This window comes from Methanomassiliicoccus sp., from assembly GCA_033485155.1.
In the GTDB taxonomy this organism is placed as follows: Archaea; Thermoplasmatota; Thermoplasmata; order Methanomassiliicoccales; family Methanomassiliicoccaceae; genus UBA6.
Window position 1 is genome coordinate 151,246 of the sequence record JAWQJJ010000007.1, and the last position, 16,989, is coordinate 168,234.

Sequence of the window (16,989 nt, forward strand, 5' to 3'; positions counted from 1 at the left end):
TTAATGAATGATCGAGATGGGCATGGCCAGCATGAAGGCCGAGCAAACGACCTTGAGCTATCCACAATGAGGGGTAGAACATCTCAGAGGTCATCACGATGGTCGAATATTCACCACCGGGTCCGGATCAGGGCGCAGGGGGTTGATGCGCACGGCCAGGGAGTACAGGTACGGATAGGTCTGCCTCAGATGCTTCATGTGCTCGAGCCACTCTCCGACCAGCAGCTGGAACACCCGGAGACAGTCGTTGTTTAGGTGTTCGATGTCAGACCGGGGCAGACCATACAGGTTCTTACGATGTTTCAGCTCCTCGTCGAGGTGGAGGATCGCCATCATCAGATCGGTGAACCGCTCGTGCTCGAACAGATTGGGGCTTTCCATCATGCGCACCAAGAAGTCCCGGTGATTCACCAGATCGTTCTTCACTCCCTCAAGATCTTCAGGGGAGGCCCTGATGGCCGTATTCGCGGACCTCACCTTGTCAATGGCTCGATCGAAATCCCCCGCTGACCACTGGGTGGTGGCAGCAAAGCAGCTCTCGCACTTCACTTCGGTGTTCAGACTCAGGAACTTTTCAAGAAGATCGAGGCCGCACTCGGTGAAGAACAAGCCGATAAGATTGTTAAGCTTGCCGAGGCGAGAGGCCCGCTCCCTGCGTTCCAGTATGTCCTGCAGGATGATAGTCACGAGGAGCACGTCGATGAACACGAAGCCAAGCGAATTGAGGATCCAGTTCTCGATGTCCTGCTGATTCCTGAACAGAAGATAGTCAATGGTATAACATGCGAGGGATAGGACGGGAAGGATGATCAGCAGTTTCAGGTGGCTGGTCCTCATCGCCCCGGGCAGGGATAGGACGGAAATATATGTTTCCGAGGTCGCGTCAGTCAATGCTCGCAGGGCAAGCTTGATTCATTCAAGAAAAACACAAATGGCCGATGGGAAGCATTATCGACCTATAGGCGGTATGCAAAACGATTTTTCCGGGCGACGGATGTAGCCGAATGGAATATCACAGAATGAATATGCGCTCCATGACGCGCAGTTCGGTCGATTGACCTCACCAGGATCCCCTGGGCGGCACTCGTTAGGCAGTCGAACGTAGCTCACATACTCCCCGTCGTTCATTTTCTACAAGCCACCACCAATCCATTGGTAAACGGCCTGCGTCAACCGGTCCGAGGCTTTATGTACTTCATGCATCAGGTTGATGGTGAAATCATGCTCGAGAACAAAGAGGTCCTAAGTCAATTCATTCCCTGCCCCCATTGTGGCCTTCCTCAACGCATCACCTTCGTCAACAACGCCATCTCCGTCGAGCAACGGTGCATAGGATGTGATCGGTATGCCTGGTTCAGGCTACCTAGCTTCTACACCAGGGTGATAGAATGGAGAAGGCGCAGAAAGAGTGGCGGTCGCTGATAGGTAATCATTTTACGGCTCCCTGAGTCAGAGCAGCAGCTGATGTATGGCCCACTAATGATGCCACTTCCTCTCTCGACCCCTCGCAGCCAAGCGTGTGAGGAACTCTGACATCCACAGATTGTTCTGCTCAAAGTGTTCTGGATGAGCCATCATCTCCTGGGACGAGGTATCGCAAGCATCCGAGCCCATGTCATCAGCACACTCTTCGACCATAGCTCGGACCATCTCCGGGGTGTTCTCCAGGTGAAATTGGAAACCGAAGACCCGCTCACGGTACGCGAAGGCCTGGTGCTCGCACACCTCGCTCCTCGCCAACATTATGGCTTCGGAAGGGAGCACGCTGAAAGTATCGCCGTGCCATTGGAACACGATGCACTCCGGGGGAAAGAAGGTGAACAGCGGGTCCGATCTCGCCTCAGCGCTCCACCGAATGGGGCACCACCCGAACTCGGGCCGATCGTTCCTCGTGACCTTCCCGCCTATTGCATCGGCGATGAGCTGGCCCCCGAGGCAGAATCCCAAAATGACCTTCCCCGCACCGATGGCTTCGCGTATGAAAGCCTTCTCCCGGACCAGCCAAGGGTACAGGTCTTCCTCATACACGTTCATCGACCCGCCCATTATCACCAGCCAGTCAAAACTGTCCGTTCCGGGCAGCCCCTCGTCGGCGTAAAGCAGGGTGCGGGTGATGGTGTGACCCTGCTCCCTCGCCCAGCTAAGGATGCTGCCTGGTGTCTCCAGGGGAACATGCTGCAGATAGTGAAGTCTCATCTATGTCCTCACCCCTCCGGCCGGACCTGGGTTGATGGACCGGCCCTCAGGCGAGGACACGAATGCGCTACGCATATGAAGAGTTGCTTAGCGCATCCGCACGTGCATGAAATGAGCGGAGAAAATCAGAACTGAACGAACTGATTCCCCAAGCTATCGGGCACCGTGAAGCTCATGATCATGATCTGACCATTCTCGACGATCAGCTTAACCATCAACTCCTCGCCCACAGCCTCGTTGTCCATGGGAAGAGTAACTCCAAGGAGCTCCCCCTTGTTAAGGACCATGTCGCCGTTGCCGTTGAAAATGTAGATGGAAAATCGCTCGGTATCGTTCAGAGAATAGATGGATTGCCCTGTCTCATTGGACACCAATACTGTTATGTTCTCAATGTTTATCGGCTGGCTCCCAGGCGATAGGCGCATGATGTAACGTACCGAAGTAAGGCTATCGTTCACATAATGGCCGGTGGCGTCCACCACATCCAGGCCGTTGCACAAGTTTGCCAAAGTGTCGTTCACCACATCGCTGGCTTGAGTGGAAGTTGTATCGTAAGTTGAGATCAACACCATGCTTCCCATTCCGGCAGTTAGAATAGAGGCGACCATCATGGCCATCGTCCCTGTGGCCATGGTCCCCATCTTGTTGGTGCTTAGCTTTTCCATATTATTAATATTGATAATAACGATATATAGTTCTTTTCTATGAAAAGAACATATTAATTCTAATAATATTTTGATTTTCGTTGAAATATGCTCCTGTTCAGAAGTATTATATTTCATTATAAAATTATAACCTACGAATTATAGATGCAATTGGACAATCGGAAATGATAAGTCTTTACGTTAATCGAAGCGTAATTCTGAGAGGAAAGAGCCGCAGGCAAGGGCTTCGTCAGAGATGTGCGATGTCTCGAACCTGGGAGCGCAGGCGGCGCCGATGATCAATGATGTAGGAGACAAGGAACGATTCACTCATCGATCTCCAGCTCGTTATTCTCCCTCATGTGCCCTTTCAGGTTCTGAGACAACTCCCCCTCGTCCTTGCCTCTAACCTCGAACCCGCATAATGGACATTGGACGAAAGGCATCTTCGCGGCCCTCTGCACCGCTATGGTGTGGGGCGGCCCGGTCACCCCGTAGAGGTCACCCCCTCGTTCGGTGATCCTCGCCCCATACGCCTCCGAGCCCCCACGTGTCTCCGACTCATCACCGTTCGTGCCCTCGATCTCGGACAGGGAGGAGAGATGGCCTTCCTGGCCTCCCCGCAATTGATCGGGGTCCGGCACAACAAGGCCATGGTCGCGATGAAAGTGCACGGTTAGGGCACCGGAGAGTATGTCCCCGTCAGCGGCCACCAGCCGTCGGTCGCACCATGGGCATAGGACCGAGACCATGGTCATCTCACCCCCTCCTCGCTTTCTGAATCAAACGGGTGATTGGCGGCTCATCATCATGGACGGAAACGAGGTGGTCATGGAAGTAGGTAGTCACTTCATCTTCGGACGGACCGCTGATCTCCTGGCGGCATAAGGGACATTCGAACATATGGATGCCCCTAGTCTCTTCACTAGTGCCTGTCCCTTCGGGCGTGACGATGCCAGCCTCGAACTGCCCCATCCCCGTCGTGGCCCCGGCATCCGAGACCTCGAACGATCTCTCTTTATAATCCACCTTGCCTCCCGGAGCCAGCCCCATACTCATGGTCGGGGACCCAGGAGGTTCTCCGTCGCCCTCCTGCAGGGCGTCCGCCCCTCCCCTGAGCTCCTCCCTGCGGCCGATGTCCGATCCATTCCCGGGCCTCTCCAGGCCAGGGCTGCATTCGCGGCCTTCATCATCGATGTTCATCCTCACGTCCATATCGAGCTTATGGATGTCGGCGAAGTGCGACCTTATCGCCCCTGAGAGGTCATCGGAATCCGAACCTTCCACCCGCTCGTTGCAAGCTGGACACCTTACGGCCATCATCTTGTTCACCGGGCCACTGTCCCCAAGTCCTCTATTATTACGTTGCACGAGATCATGACGGATAACGCGGCGCCTCCCGCTGTGAGGTGACGAGAGCAAACATGATGGGAGCAGTAATCGCATCCTTCTTCGATCGGGCGGATTGATCCCCGGACCTTATCACACCTAGGGCCGAAGGCGCGAAAGGATTGGGCTGGATCAACCGTGGCATGGGGCGAGATACCCCTTCGTTTCCACTGTAATCTTTTATAATAAATAAAATGCTGGATGTGATGTTGAGTATAAATATCCAATTTGATAACATCCATCCTTCGACACGGTACCTAGCAGCCGCCTGCCGTGTTGAAATGAAGGCAGGAAGATAGATCCCTGAGAAGGTTTGAGTACGATGACCGCCCCATCTATCCACTTGTCGACACGAGCGTATGGTTGGTCGGCATCATGGGTCTGCTAGAGGAGAAGAAAGCCAGAAGGTACGTTCAACTGTCCAACGAACGAGGAAACACGGAAGCCTGGTACCGTTCCCTGTACGAGAACTTGGATGAGGGTTTCATCGTCCTAGAGGTCATCAGGGACGAGCGCGGAGAACCCGTCGACGCGGTGATCCTCGATGCCAACCCCAGCTGGGAAAAGACCGTCGGTCATGATCTCCAGGTAGAGGGAGGCAAGTGGACGCGGAGCCTGATGGATAGGATCGACCCGATGCTGCTCACGACTTTGGGCCGGGTCGAGGCTACCGGGCTCAAGGAGGTCCATGAAGGCCGGGTTCAAGATTCCGAGATGATCCTGGAGACTCAGGTGTTCAGGCTCGGCCCGGGAAGGGTAGGGGTACTTGTCAGAGAGGTAACCGAGAGAAAGTGGGCCGAGGAGGTACTGACGGAGATTGAGGCGAGCCGCAGGACCTCCGAAGCATTGGGGGCCGAGCGGCAGAGGCTCTACGATGTTCTCGAAGGATTGCCGGTGATGGTGAGCCTGATCACCCGCGATCATCGCATCCTCTTCGCCAACCGGGCGTTCCGCGAGAGGTTCGGAGATTATCATGGCCGACCCTGCTACGAATGCCGCTATGGGCAGAGTAGACCATGCACCTTTTGCGAATCCTTCAGAGTGTTCGAGACCGGAAAGCCCCATTACTGGGAGGTCCAGGCTCCGGACGGCAGCATCATCGAAGCATATGATTTCCCCTTCACCGACGTCGACGGGTGGCCCATGGTCCTGGAGATGGACCTGGATGTTACTGAGAAGAGGCAGGCGGAGGACATGTTGAAGAAGGCCGCCGATGAGCTGCGCCGCTCCAACGCCGAGCTGCAGCAGTTCGCTTACGTCGCCTCGCACGATCTACGCGAGCCGTTGCGTATGGTGATCTCCCACCTCGAACTGTTGGAAAAGAAGTATGACGGCAGGGTGATGGACGAGAAAGCCAAGGAGTATCTGCACTATGCCATAGAGGGGGCCGACCGCATGCGGCGGATGATTGCCGATCTTCTCCTGTACTCCAGGATTGATATCCAGGAAAGAACAGAGGAACAGGTCGACATGGATGGAGTCCTCGCCGCGGTGCTTGGGGATCTGAAGAATTACATCGAGGAGAGCGGGGCAACGGTCACCAGCGATCCCCTGCCTCCCGTCGAGGCGGACAGGATGCAGATGCTGCAGCTGCTGGAGAATCTTGTCGTCAATGCGATCAAGTTCCGAGGGCAGGAGGCGCCAAGGGTCCACCTGTCCGCCAATCAACGCGACAGTGAATGGGTGTTCTCGGTGCGTGACAACGGCATAGGGATCGATCCGCATATGCAGGATGAGGTGTTCCACATGTTCCACCGATTGCATAATGACAATGAATATGAGGGCACCGGCATCGGTCTGGCGATCTCGAAGAAGATCGTCGAACGACATGGCGGCAGAATATGGTTCGAGAGCGAACCAGGCAAGGGAACGACCTTCCTTTTTAGTCTGCCCGTCGTCCAGAGAGGACCTGGTTGAACATTTATTATGAATTATCTCGTCAGATAATGATATGTACCCTCTGCTCGCACGTCTGCAACTACTCTAGGGGAGTAGCCTGTGAGCGGTTCCGATAAGAAGAAAGGGGCGATGTTGGGAGCGATCCTCCTCCCTTTGGTCCTCGCTCAGTTCGTATGCAGTTATGCCGGATCGAACATGAATGTGGCCGTCACTAGCATAGCGAACGACCTTGGCACCGATGTTCATGGAGTCCAGATCGCTATCACCCTATTCACGCTCACAATGGCGGCGTTGATGATCCCAGGCAGCAAGCTCACCGACATCTGGGGCCGCAAGTTCTGCTTCCGAATCGGTTTGATCGTTTACGGTCTGGGAGCGCTCGTGGCGGCGCTGACGCCGGGCATGGGCCTTATGTATGTCGGCTATTCGTTCATGGAGGGCATAGGTTCCGCCCTCCTGATCCCGCCGGTGTATATCCTGGCCACGGTGTCCTATCGGAGCACGGAGTCTAGAGCCCGGGCGTTCGGTGCGATCAGCGCCGCAGGGGGCATTGGTGCGGCAGCTGGCCCGTTGGTCGGCGGCTTCATCACGACCGTCATCAGCTGGCGGGCTTCATTCATCCTGCAAGCCCTTATCGTTCTCCTCATCATCATCCTCGCCCGCAGGATCGTCGACCCCGGCATACAGGGGGTAAAGCCCAAGCTTGACGTCCTAGGGGCAGTACTTTCAGCGGCAGGGTTGTTCTTCCTGGTCGTGGGTATCCTCGCGTCGGGGACCTATGGGTGGTTCACATCGAACCAAGACTTCTCCATCGGCAACATCGTCATAATTCCAGAGGGAGGGATATCGCCGGTCTGGCTCATCGTGGCCATCGGAGGCGTGATACTGGCTCTCTTTTTCCTGCATATATGGTCCAGGGAGAAGAAGGGCAAATCGCCGCTTCTGGCCACTCACATCTTTCGCAACCGAACCTCCAACCTGGGGCTTATAACGCAGTTCATCCAGTGGATGATCCTCCAGGGGGCTTTCTTTGTCATCTCGGTCTTCTTCCAGACGGTTCGCGGGTTCTCCGCGGTATCGGCGGGCTTGATCGTCACCCCGGCGACGATCGGTATCCTGCTGACGGGAACGAGGGCAAGGAAGATGTCTACGAGGTTTTCGCAAAGGGCCCTCATTCGTATCGGCTTTATCATGACCACGGTAGGCATGGGGCTCGTGATATGGCTTCCCAGCGCTCTGACCGGTGCAGCCGACGCCGACCTGTGGACCTTTGTCCCGGGCCTGTTCCTGATGGGCCTGGGCATAGGGATCATGCTGACCTCTTCGGTCAACGTCGTCCAGTCCGCGTTCCCGGAGAAGGACCAGGGGGAGATCTCCGGCCTATCTCGGAGCGTTTCGAACCTTGGCTCATCTTTCGGCACCGCGGTGGTCGGTTCGATCCTGGTTACGACGATATTGTCCCAGACCCAGACCTTCGGGCTGGCGCTAATATCGATCATACTCGTCTCATTGGTCGGCCTGGCCGCGGCGTTCCTACTTCCCCGTGAAAAGGCTGCCAGTTCGAAGGAGGATCAAGGAGGGAGCAAGGATGCAACCTGATCCGGGGACCATCTCGGGCGCGTTGACCGCTGTAGAGATGGAGTGGGGACGGAGCTCAATAAAGCTCTCTGTGGCGAGGGGCACCCGCGAAAATCGCAATCAGGTGACATGTCGTAGCTGTAGAAGGAATGAAGAATTTGTTCGAGGAGGCGACAAGAATGGTAGCACAGTTGAAGGGTGGATATTGTCCGATAGAGGACTACGGACTGATAGGAAATCGGCATGCGGCAGCGCTCGTGAACAGCTCGGGTTCGATCGACTGGTTATGCTGGCCCCGATTCGACTCGCCCTCCATCTTCGCCGGGATCCTGGATCCTGAGAAGGGAGGCAACTGGGTCATCAAGCCGACAGGGGCATGCAAGAGCGATCACCGGTATCTGAAGGACACCAACGTCCTGGAGACGATCTTTGAGTGCTCCGAGGGAAAGGTAGCTCTGCTTGACTTCATGGACATGACCTGGGCCGAACAGGACATGGAGGGCGGTCCGCCGGGCAAGCTGGTCCGTATCGTGAGGGGTCTCAACGGAACGGTGGAGATGAGGAGCACCTGTCAGCCGAGACCAAACTACGCACGCGATCATCCCACCATCGAACTCAATGGCAGCGAGGCAAACATCGGCCCGTTCGTCATCACCGGTCCCCAGGGGTGGCTCAAGGAAGGGGAGAAGGATGCCCTATCTCAAACTTTCATCGTGCGTCCAGGGGAGCAGTTCTTCTTTACCCTTTCTACTGATGAGGACAAGAGCCCTCTAGCCTCGATCTCGGCAGCCCTCCAATCGACCATGAGCTACTGGCGGAATTGGGCGAGCAAGTGCACGTACCAGGGCCCTTATCGGGACATGGTCGTCCGCTCGGCGCTGGTGATGCAGCTGATGACCTACCCTCCGTCCGGGGCCATCGTCGCCGCGCCGACGACCTCTTTGCCCGAGGAGATCGGCGGTGAGCGAAATTGGGACTATCGTTTTACATGGTTGAGGGACGGTTCGTACACACTGCTCAGCCTGGTTCTGGCCGGCTATCCCGATTTCGTTGAAAGCTATGCCAAATGGGTATATAGGACGGTGGACCCGGGAAATGTTCAGATCCTCTACCCCATCGTTCCCGAAGGACAGACCAAGGAGGAGGTGCTGGAGCACCTGCGGGGGTATAGGGACTCGAAGCCCGTGCGAATCGGCAACGAGGCCGCCAATCAGGTCCAGCTTGATGTTTTCGGCGAAATGCTCGGTTCGGCCTACTACGCATGGCGGGCCGGACTGTTCACTCCGCCCGAGGGCGGGAGAAGGATACGTAACATCTTGGACTGGATAGTCGAGAACTGGCAGCAGCCGGATAGCGGGATATGGGAGGTACGAGGCGGTCGGCGGAACTTTGTCTACGGAAAGGTCATGCTGTGGTTGGCCCTCGATCGCGGCATCCAGATGTTCGAGGAATTGAAGCTGGAAGGTGACATCGAGCGCTGGCGGCAGGAGAGGGACGCGATCCGCGAGGCGGTCATGACCAAGGGATGGAGCGATAGGACGAAGGCTTTCAAGCAGTCGTTCGAGGACGATCATCTGGACGCGGCCAACCTCATGCTGTCCATAGTGGGTTTCATCGATGGAAGGGATCCCCGCATGCTCTCGACCATCGACGCTACCATGGAGCAGCTGGTCGTCAACGGCATGTGCTACCGGTACATCGACGCTCCGGAAGGTCTTTCAGGAAAGGAATCTACCTTTATCCTCTGCACCTTCTGGCTCGTCAGTGCTCTGGTCCTCGCGGGACGGGTGGGGGAGGCCCGCCGAATATATGAGAACATGCTGTCCAAGGCCAGCCCCCTTGGTTTGCTCGCAGAGGAATATGACCCCGATACTAAGGAGCAGATCGGCAACTTCCCCCAGGCATTTTCCCACCTTGGAGTGATCAACGCTGCCATCTTCCTTGCCCATTTCGGAGGTATAGGCAAGATAGAGCTAGGTGATTGGGTCGAGTCCAATCTTCAGAAGGTCCGGGAGGACCTAGACCACGGGACCGAAGGGCAGGGCGGTGAAGGCGTCGAGAGTATGAAGGAGGTCGTGAGAACAACAGCCTCCCGATAAGATGGCCCCATTCGAGGGGCCCTCCCAACCTTTTCCCATTTTCAAAGATCCGCTCTACTGGTCGCTGCAAAGAAAGTAAATACCAGCCTCACGCAATATTTCTGCCAGTAGGTGACAACCTTGCAGGTCAGCGCAACACAGGACATGAGCACCGAGACCATTTTGAGGGAGGTCGTTCCGACGGCTCAGCTGATTATGGGCGGGGCGATGATGGCCGATGGAGTACATTTCTCAGCGAGCATGAGAGAAGCGGGTGCGGCAGCAAAATATATCACGACATCAAAGAACACCTATCATGAAAATCTGATCGTCCAGGGAACCATCGACGCCCTGAGCCATCGGAAGGATGGGCACAAGGAGAAGGTTGACATCGAAACACTGAACATCGATGCGGTCATGAAGAAAGTGGACGAGATCGTCCCCATGCTAGACAGTGCGGGAGTGCATGGGACGCAGACGAAGACCTTTCTGTATGGCCTCGCTGAAGCCGTGGTCAATGCTTCTGGATCAGGATTCCTGGGTACCGGAGCTAAGATCACTGAGGGCGAGATGAAGTTTCTCTCCGATCTCAAAGCTCACCTGCAGGTCTAATATCGACGGATCCTCGGGCAAATCGAGATGACCAGGGTTCGGATCCCGAGCAAGTCTCAAGGCGAGGGCGATCGGACGCCGATCCATGATGTGAGGATTGGTATAGGACTCCTCCTCGTCGCACCTGAATCTGATGCGGTCCCCAAGGTGCCCCTCGCCCCACTGGCACAGCAGATCGAGGACCGGGATGATCAACCTTTCCCTAGCAGTCAGGGTGTATCGACCTTCGGGGGGACCTGAAGACAGACCTTCCTGACAACAAGGCCGTCCGCCTCCAGCTGCCGAAGCTCTTTCGTGAGATTCTTAGAGTCATATGCGGCTTGCTCGAACCTGTAGCTCGCTGAAGCGCAAAGTGTCTTCTCTCAGCTCGTAGAGTATCAATGGCCTCAATTTTCCGACGACGACGTTAATGGTCGCCTCGATACCTTGGTTGTACTTTGGCTCCTCGGGTATGCAACATCGATATCATCGTTGTCTTGATGTGCCACTCATGTTTGCACTGAATATTAATATCGTACCGGCCATCAGTATATCATTGGCATCGCCGCCGACGCTGGCATGGGATCGATGTTTGGTTTAAGGGGATCGAAGGACTGATCATGACGAGCAAGGTCTATTTCTCTAACTTGAGGACGAGGGGGGAGAAGGGGAACAAGGTCAATAAGGTCGGGTCCTTGTTCGAACAAGCGCAGTTCGGGCCGCTCATCAGGAAGGGGGATCTGACCGCCATCAAGCTCCATTTCGGGGAGAGGGGCAACGATGGCTTCATAAATCCAGTCCTGGTCCGTCCGGTGGTGGATCGGGTAAAGGCGATTGGAGCCAACCCTTTTCTCACCGATACCAACACCCTGTACTCGGGGAGCCGGCATAATGCGGTCGACCACCTGATCACTGCCCTGGAGCACGGGTTCGATTATACAGTGGCGGGTGCACCCCTCATCATCTCCGACGGGCTCAGGAGCGACAATATCATGGAGGTGAGGATCGGGAAGAAGCACTTCTCCTCGGTGAAACTGGCCCGGGATATCGTGACCGCGGACAGCATGATCGTCATGACTCACTTCAAGGCCCACGAGATGTCCGGCTTCGGCGGGGCCATCAAGAATATGGCCATGGGGGGCGCCCCGGCCATGGGCAAGAAGGAGCAGCATGCCTGCCGGATGGTCGTCAACCACGATTCGTGCATCGGCTGCGGTTCATGCCGGGAGGTCTGTCCCCAGGGAGCAGTCTCCGTCTCGGAGGAGAAGGCGAGCATCGAGGCCAATGACTGCATCGGCTGCGGGGAGTGCCTCACAGTGTGCCCAGAAAAGGCAATCGAGCTCGACTGGACCGCGGAGATCCCACCGTTCATGGAGAGGATGACCGAGTACGCCTACGGCGTGGCCAGGTCTCATGAGGGCCGCATAGGCTACATGAACTTCCTAACAAACATCACTCCGGACTGTGACTGCTGCCCCTGGAGCGATGCACCCATAGTGCCGGACATCGGCTTCCTTGCGTCAACGGACCCCGTGGCGATCGACCAGGCCAGCTTCGACCTGGTGAACGCCCAGGTCGGTATCTCGGGGTCACTCCTCGAGATGAACCTGGAAGCGGGAAAGGACAAGTTCAACGGCCTCCGGTCCATCACCGAGCCGACCATCCAGCTGAGCTACGGTGAGGAGATCGGACTGGGTAGCCGTGATTACGAGCTAGTGACCCTATGAGGCAATGTCGGATCGTAGCTCGACCGCCCTACGAGACCCCGGCAATGGCCGTCGCCTGGTAACCAAGTTCAACGCTCTGGCTGGCTGCATACTCCATCGTCGGTCGTGCACCGGGGAAGTTGATGAGTCACCGGTCCCGTGCTGCCCTCATCCTTATCCAGGATGACAATCTCAACGAAATTTTTATTATAATACAACGATGCGCATGCGCAGAGATCCGGGATGGGGGGTCGTCGATATGAGTAATGCAAAGATAGTTCGTCTGTTTGCTTCCTATACGTTAGGATTGGCGCTCATGTGTTTTATCGGTTTGTTCTATGGTGCGGCGAGGATGATAGGGGCTATCGGCAACCTCTTGTGACCAGCGGTCTAAGCTGCCACAGTCTGGCACCTCGCCTTGATAATCGTGAGGCAGCAGAAGGGTTCCAATATTCGCTGGCATGCGCCTCCGTTCGAACCAGACATGACGGTGGTGGACCGATCGGTAGTGGACCACGCTCCCACGTGCCACGGAAAGCTAGCTGCATGATTGCAATTGCTATGGGGTCTCGGGGAGCAATGGCCTGCTTGGCCTTATCCCGAGGAAGCGGAGGGAAATCCTTTGCTCACGCCTCCGCCTGCTCCATCCACCACCAGAAGTAAACGAGCACGTACAACTCGATGAGCGCGGAGAATGTAGCTATGAAGAAGCCTAGTCCGTAATGGACATGGGAAAGATCGAAATGCCCATATTCCGGGACAAGGGACGGCAGGTCGAGGATATTGGGGGCCAGCGTGATCAGGCCCGTCAACTGGGCGAATACTCCGAACGATGTGGAAAAGCAGATCACAGTGCCGACCATGAAAAGGACGGCTCCGAAGATGGCTGCCGCGTTCACCGAATGAAGGAGCAGGTCAACGAGATTCGAGGATAAGACAGACGTTCCACTGTCTCCGATCTCCGCTTCGCTCCACGGTAGAAGAAGAGATGCAAGGCCGAGCATGGACCCGACGATACCGATAGCAATCTTGCTCCTCTCCCCATATTTCATATGTGTATGTATATATTTTCTATCATAATATATATCGCTTCTCATCTCCCACCTGATGTAATTGATAGCCGGAGCCGTGGGCTAATTCCCGTTCATGGCCTCACATCCACGGTCGAGCATCGACTCCGATAGCAATGCCGATCCTTTTTTTTCGATGTCTATCGGCCGCTGCATCAGAACAGCTATTGATGAGGTAACGATCTAGGCCGGCATCCGAGGATGTGCAAAGGCCGTCCAAAACCACCGACGTGGGGATCTGACCACCCCACCGACGGGGGGTTTTACTATATATGGCCGAAGGGATTAGGCATCGGAGGCGATAATATATCCACCTACAAAATCGAGAACGTGGTGGCCTCCGCCACTTTGGGCAATGAGCTTGATCTGCAAGCGCTTGCTATGACCTTGGAAAAGGCGGAGTATGAGCCAGAAAAATTTCCGGGCCTTATCTACCGGATCAATGACCCCAAGGCAGCGCTCCTATTGTTCAAGAGCGGTAAGGTCGTCTGCACTGGGGCGAAAAACTCAGACCAGGTCCATGAGGCCATTGGTAAACTGATCAAACAGCTGGAGAAAACAGGCGTCACCGTTGCCGACGAACCGGAGATCATCGTCCAGAACATCGTGGCCTCCGCCAACCTGGGAGAAGAACTCAACCTGAACGCTATCGCCATCTCCTTCGGGTTGGAGCAGGTGGAGTACGAGCCGGAGCAGTTTCCTGGACTAGTATATCGCATGAACGATCCCAAGATCGTGATCCTGCTTTTCGGCTCAGGGAGATTGGTCTGCACCGGCGGGAAGACGCCGAAGGATATCGAGGTCGCTGTCGACAAGATCACAGCTGAACTGCGGTCCAATGGCCTGTTGAGATGAAGCAGGGACGATCAGATCGCCCGATCGATTGTCCATGCATTCAACTTAGAATCATACTGAGGAATGGAAGAGTGATAGGTAGCCCCCATGGTGGAAGGAGACTCTGTAACCACCATGGTATTGTTTATTCTGCGGGGCTGCTATCGTCCAGTAAATAATATAGCAATTATATATATTATATCATTATAATATCATTTTCTCGTAGTAGCATGACATCCAGTTCATTGTCCTGCAAAATATGGATCACTGTCAATTAGGGCGGGATGAACTTGGGATTTCTCGGTACGTTAGAAGAGATCGACCATGTCGTCCATCGGCGTTACCGCCTTATTTGCAACCTACATCATTCCCGCTCATCGGGGAGGAGGCTTCAAGTAGCATTATCTGATTCAATAATCGCTATTTCCCTCGAAAGCGGCATAGTTGGCTATCAAATGACAACTCCAGGTATGAACGATGAGCGAGCAGTCCTCAAAGTGATCAAACAACTGCCGGGAGCGATACTCCTCCTCTCGGCCGACGGGTTTAGGGTCAAGTACATGAGTGATGCCTATGGATCATACCATCCTGCGGCGTTCAATGAAAGGGGGCTGGTCGGCAGGAGGTTCGCCGACTTCGTCGGAGGGGGCGAGAATAACCCTGCCATTCCCATTCTCAAACGTATCTCGGAGAGCGGCAAAGGTGAAGAGGTCAGAGATTATCCGCTCAGGAACCGCGAAGGTGATGAGTTCTGGGTCGATTGGTGCGGATCACCCATCGACAATGGAACCGATAGGGCGGATGTGCTGGTGCAGATCAGGGATATCACCGATCGTCGCCGGATGGAAGAGGCGCTTCGTCAGAAGAGCGCTCTGTTCGAGGCTCAGACGGCCGTTTCTCCAGACGGCATCCTAGTCATCGATGAGAACAACAAACGAGTTCTCGTCAACCGCCGGATTGTTGAACTGTACAAGGTCCCCCAGCATATAATGGACGATGAGGATGACAGCCTGCTGTTAAACCATGTTGTCAATTTGACCAAAAATCCTGAAGAGTTCCTCGAAAAGGTCACCTACCTCAATGATCATATCGATGAAACCAGCCATGATGCGATAGAGTTCAAGAACGGGATGGTCCTGGACCGATATTCCGCGCCCGTTTTCGGTAAGGACGGAAAATACTACGGCCGAACCTGGATGTTCCACGACATAACCTCGTTGAGAAGGGCTGAAGAGGCCCTCAAAGTGGCCAACGAGGAGCTGGAACGGAAGGTGGAGGAGCGCACCATGATGCTGGCGGTGAGTGAAGCTCTCTTGAAAGCGGTCCTGGGGACAACTGAGGACCTCATCTTCCTCAAGGATCGACAGAGCAGATGGCTCCTTGCCAACCCGGCGACGCTCCGGTCTGTCGGAAGAACAGAGGAAGAGGTGCTCGGCAAGGACGATCTCGAAATTTACGGCGATCATGAGATCGGTCGCGATCTGATCGCCTCGGACCGGAGAGTGATGGAGACAGGAGTAAGCGAGGTTCTTGAAGAGAAGGTCATGACGCGTGAAGGCGAGAGGGTATTCCTTACCACCAAGTCGCCCTACCGGGCCTCCGATGGGAGTGTGATCGGGATAGTGGGGGTAGCGAGAGACATCACCGAACGGAAGCGATCGGAGGAAGACCTCATTAAACTCGCCGATGAGCTGAAGCGATCCAACGAGGAGCTGCAACAGTTCGCCTATGTCGCGTCGCACGACCTACAGGAACCGTTGAGGATGGTGACTAACTATCTTGGGCTTCTTGACAAGAAGTTCGGCGGAGCGCTTCCGTTGCAGGCCAGGGAGTATATGAGCACCGCTGTCGAGGGTGCGGAGCGAATGCGGCAGCTCGTGAACGACCTCTTGCTCTTCTCGCGTGTCGACTCCCAGACCAAGATGTTCACCTGCGTCGACATGTACAAGGTCGCTGAAACGGTCAAGGATGAGCTTGACCTTTCCATCTCCGAATCGGAAGCACAGGTCATCATCGAGCCGCTCCCCTCATTATACGCAGAAGAGACTCAGATGATCCAACTGCTCACAAATCTTGTATCGAACGCTATTAAGTTCCGAGGAGCGGAGAAGCCGCGGATAGAGATCTCAGCCATCTCGTTTCAGCATGAGTTCATCTTCTGTGTGAAGGACAACGGGATAGGCATTGATCCCCAATACGCAGACAGGTTGTTCAAGATGTTCTCCCGCCTGCACACCAAGGAAGAGTATCCTGGGACGGGCATCGGCCTGGCGATCTGCAAGAAGATCGTGGAACGACACGGCGGTCGCATCTGGTTCGAGAGCGAACCGGGCAAGGGGACGACGTTCTTTTTCGCCATCCCGATATAATGTCGGGTCAGTTCAGGCAAAGCAGTATATAGCATTCAATTATGGTATCGATGCTGGTCTAGGGCTCCAATTCCTTTTCCAGACGAGAGCCAACAAAGCCTTTCATACCTCCATTCTAAGCCCAGACCGGCACCTACCATTCACGAGTGGCTCCAATGGACGCTCAATCTCATCGATGCTGATACCATATCTCTAACCGAATGAAAGGACTCGAGCCCGCGCATCCTCGGCTTCTAATAATGGTAGCACTAGAGCATCGCTATGAGCTGATGTAGGTCCTGGACCTGGTTTAGAAGCTACCGATTGGTGCAAGATCGGTCTCTCGGCGCTTGTAGAATCTTTACTCTTGTAATCTGTCGTGATTCTGAACTCTTTGCAGTATATATACTTCGAATAAATATATTTCAAAATAATCAAAAATGGTGATACTCTGAGCGATGTCAGTCGAAATGCGGGAGTCGTAAGCCCCAGTCAGGAAATGGATTGGAATGCCCTTGCTCACAAGGTAAAGCAGCTCGAGGATAAGATATACCTCTATGAGCAGATCCTCGATTCTCTGCCTTGGCCGCTGTCGGTCACCGACATCAACATGAACTGGACCTTCATCAACAAGCCGGTCGAAGAGATGCTGAAGG

Annotated in this window: 13 protein-coding genes; 7 read left to right on the forward strand and 6 right to left on the reverse strand. The window is 55.0% G+C overall.

What is annotated here, in order from left to right; genetic code table 11:
• Positions 1 to 93: 93 nt before the first annotated feature.
• The 5 genes from SA339_11085 to SA339_11105 all read right to left on the reverse strand — a co-directional run bounded on the left by SA339_11085 (position 94) and on the right by SA339_11105 (position 4,172).
• Positions 94 to 837 (reverse strand): hypothetical protein, encoded by a 744-nt coding sequence (locus tag SA339_11085; GenBank protein MDW5563760.1) that lies wholly within the window; start codon positions 835 to 837, stop codon positions 94 to 96.
• A 639-nt stretch (positions 838 to 1,476) separates the two neighbouring features.
• A complete protein-coding gene (locus SA339_11090) occupies positions 1,477 to 2,196 on the reverse strand; it encodes a type 1 glutamine amidotransferase (protein MDW5563761.1) in 720 nt (239 codons plus the stop codon).
• 125 nt (positions 2,197 to 2,321) lie between these two features.
• Positions 2,322 to 2,861 (reverse strand): hypothetical protein, encoded by a 540-nt coding sequence (locus tag SA339_11095; protein MDW5563762.1) that lies wholly within the window; start codon positions 2,859 to 2,861, stop codon positions 2,322 to 2,324.
• 305 nt (positions 2,862 to 3,166) lie between these two features.
• Positions 3,167 to 3,598, reverse strand: coding sequence for a hypothetical protein (locus SA339_11100; protein ID MDW5563763.1), 432 nt, complete (start codon positions 3,596 to 3,598; stop codon positions 3,167 to 3,169).
• Between the two features lies 1 nt (position 3,599).
• Positions 3,600 to 4,172 carry a hypothetical protein gene (locus SA339_11105; protein MDW5563764.1) on the reverse strand — a complete coding sequence of 191 codons (573 nt, stop codon included), beginning with the start codon at positions 4,170 to 4,172 and terminating at the stop codon, positions 3,600 to 3,602.
• Positions 4,173 to 4,592: 420 nt separating this feature from the next.
• On the opposite strand from SA339_11105, the gene SA339_11110 reads away from it, so the two are divergent.
• The 5 genes from SA339_11110 (at position 4,593) to SA339_11130 (ending at position 12,102) form a co-directional block, all read left to right on the forward strand.
• Positions 4,593 to 6,146 carry an ATP-binding protein gene (locus SA339_11110; protein ID MDW5563765.1) on the forward strand — a complete coding sequence of 518 codons (1,554 nt, stop codon included), beginning with the start codon at positions 4,593 to 4,595 and terminating at the stop codon, positions 6,144 to 6,146.
• 81 nt (positions 6,147 to 6,227) lie between these two features.
• Positions 6,228 to 7,727: an MFS transporter gene (locus tag SA339_11115; protein ID MDW5563766.1), complete on the forward strand. Its 1,500-nt coding sequence runs from the start codon at positions 6,228 to 6,230 to the stop codon at positions 7,725 to 7,727.
• Positions 7,728 to 7,885: 158 nt separating this feature from the next.
• Entirely contained in the window at positions 7,886 to 9,805 is a 1,920-nt protein-coding gene (locus SA339_11120) for a glycoside hydrolase family 15 protein (GenBank protein ID MDW5563767.1), read from the forward strand.
• 111 nt (positions 9,806 to 9,916) lie between these two features.
• Positions 9,917 to 10,396, forward strand: coding sequence for a hypothetical protein (locus tag SA339_11125; protein MDW5563768.1), 480 nt, complete (start codon positions 9,917 to 9,919; stop codon positions 10,394 to 10,396).
• Positions 10,397 to 10,995: 599 nt separating this feature from the next.
• The gene (locus SA339_11130) at positions 10,996 to 12,102 is read left to right on the forward strand and encodes a DUF362 domain-containing protein (GenBank protein ID MDW5563769.1); all 1,107 of its coding nucleotides are present in this window, start codon (positions 10,996 to 10,998) and stop codon (positions 12,100 to 12,102) included.
• Between the two features lie 605 nt (positions 12,103 to 12,707).
• Here SA339_11130 and SA339_11135 read toward each other — a convergent pair.
• Entirely contained in the window at positions 12,708 to 13,133 is a 426-nt protein-coding gene (locus SA339_11135; GenBank protein MDW5563770.1) for a hypothetical protein, read from the reverse strand.
• Positions 13,134 to 13,472: 339 nt separating this feature from the next.
• Here SA339_11135 and SA339_11140 point away from each other — a divergent pair, with 339 nt between their 5' ends.
• Together SA339_11140 and SA339_11145 are read left to right on the forward strand one after the other, a co-directional pair.
• Positions 13,473 to 14,006, forward strand: coding sequence for a TATA-box-binding protein (locus SA339_11140; protein ID MDW5563771.1), 534 nt, complete (start codon positions 13,473 to 13,475; stop codon positions 14,004 to 14,006).
• 434 nt (positions 14,007 to 14,440) lie between these two features.
• Positions 14,441 to 16,354 (forward strand): PAS domain-containing protein, encoded by a 1,914-nt coding sequence (locus SA339_11145; protein MDW5563772.1) that lies wholly within the window; start codon positions 14,441 to 14,443, stop codon positions 16,352 to 16,354.
• The last annotated feature ends 635 nt before the right edge of the window (positions 16,355 to 16,989 follow it).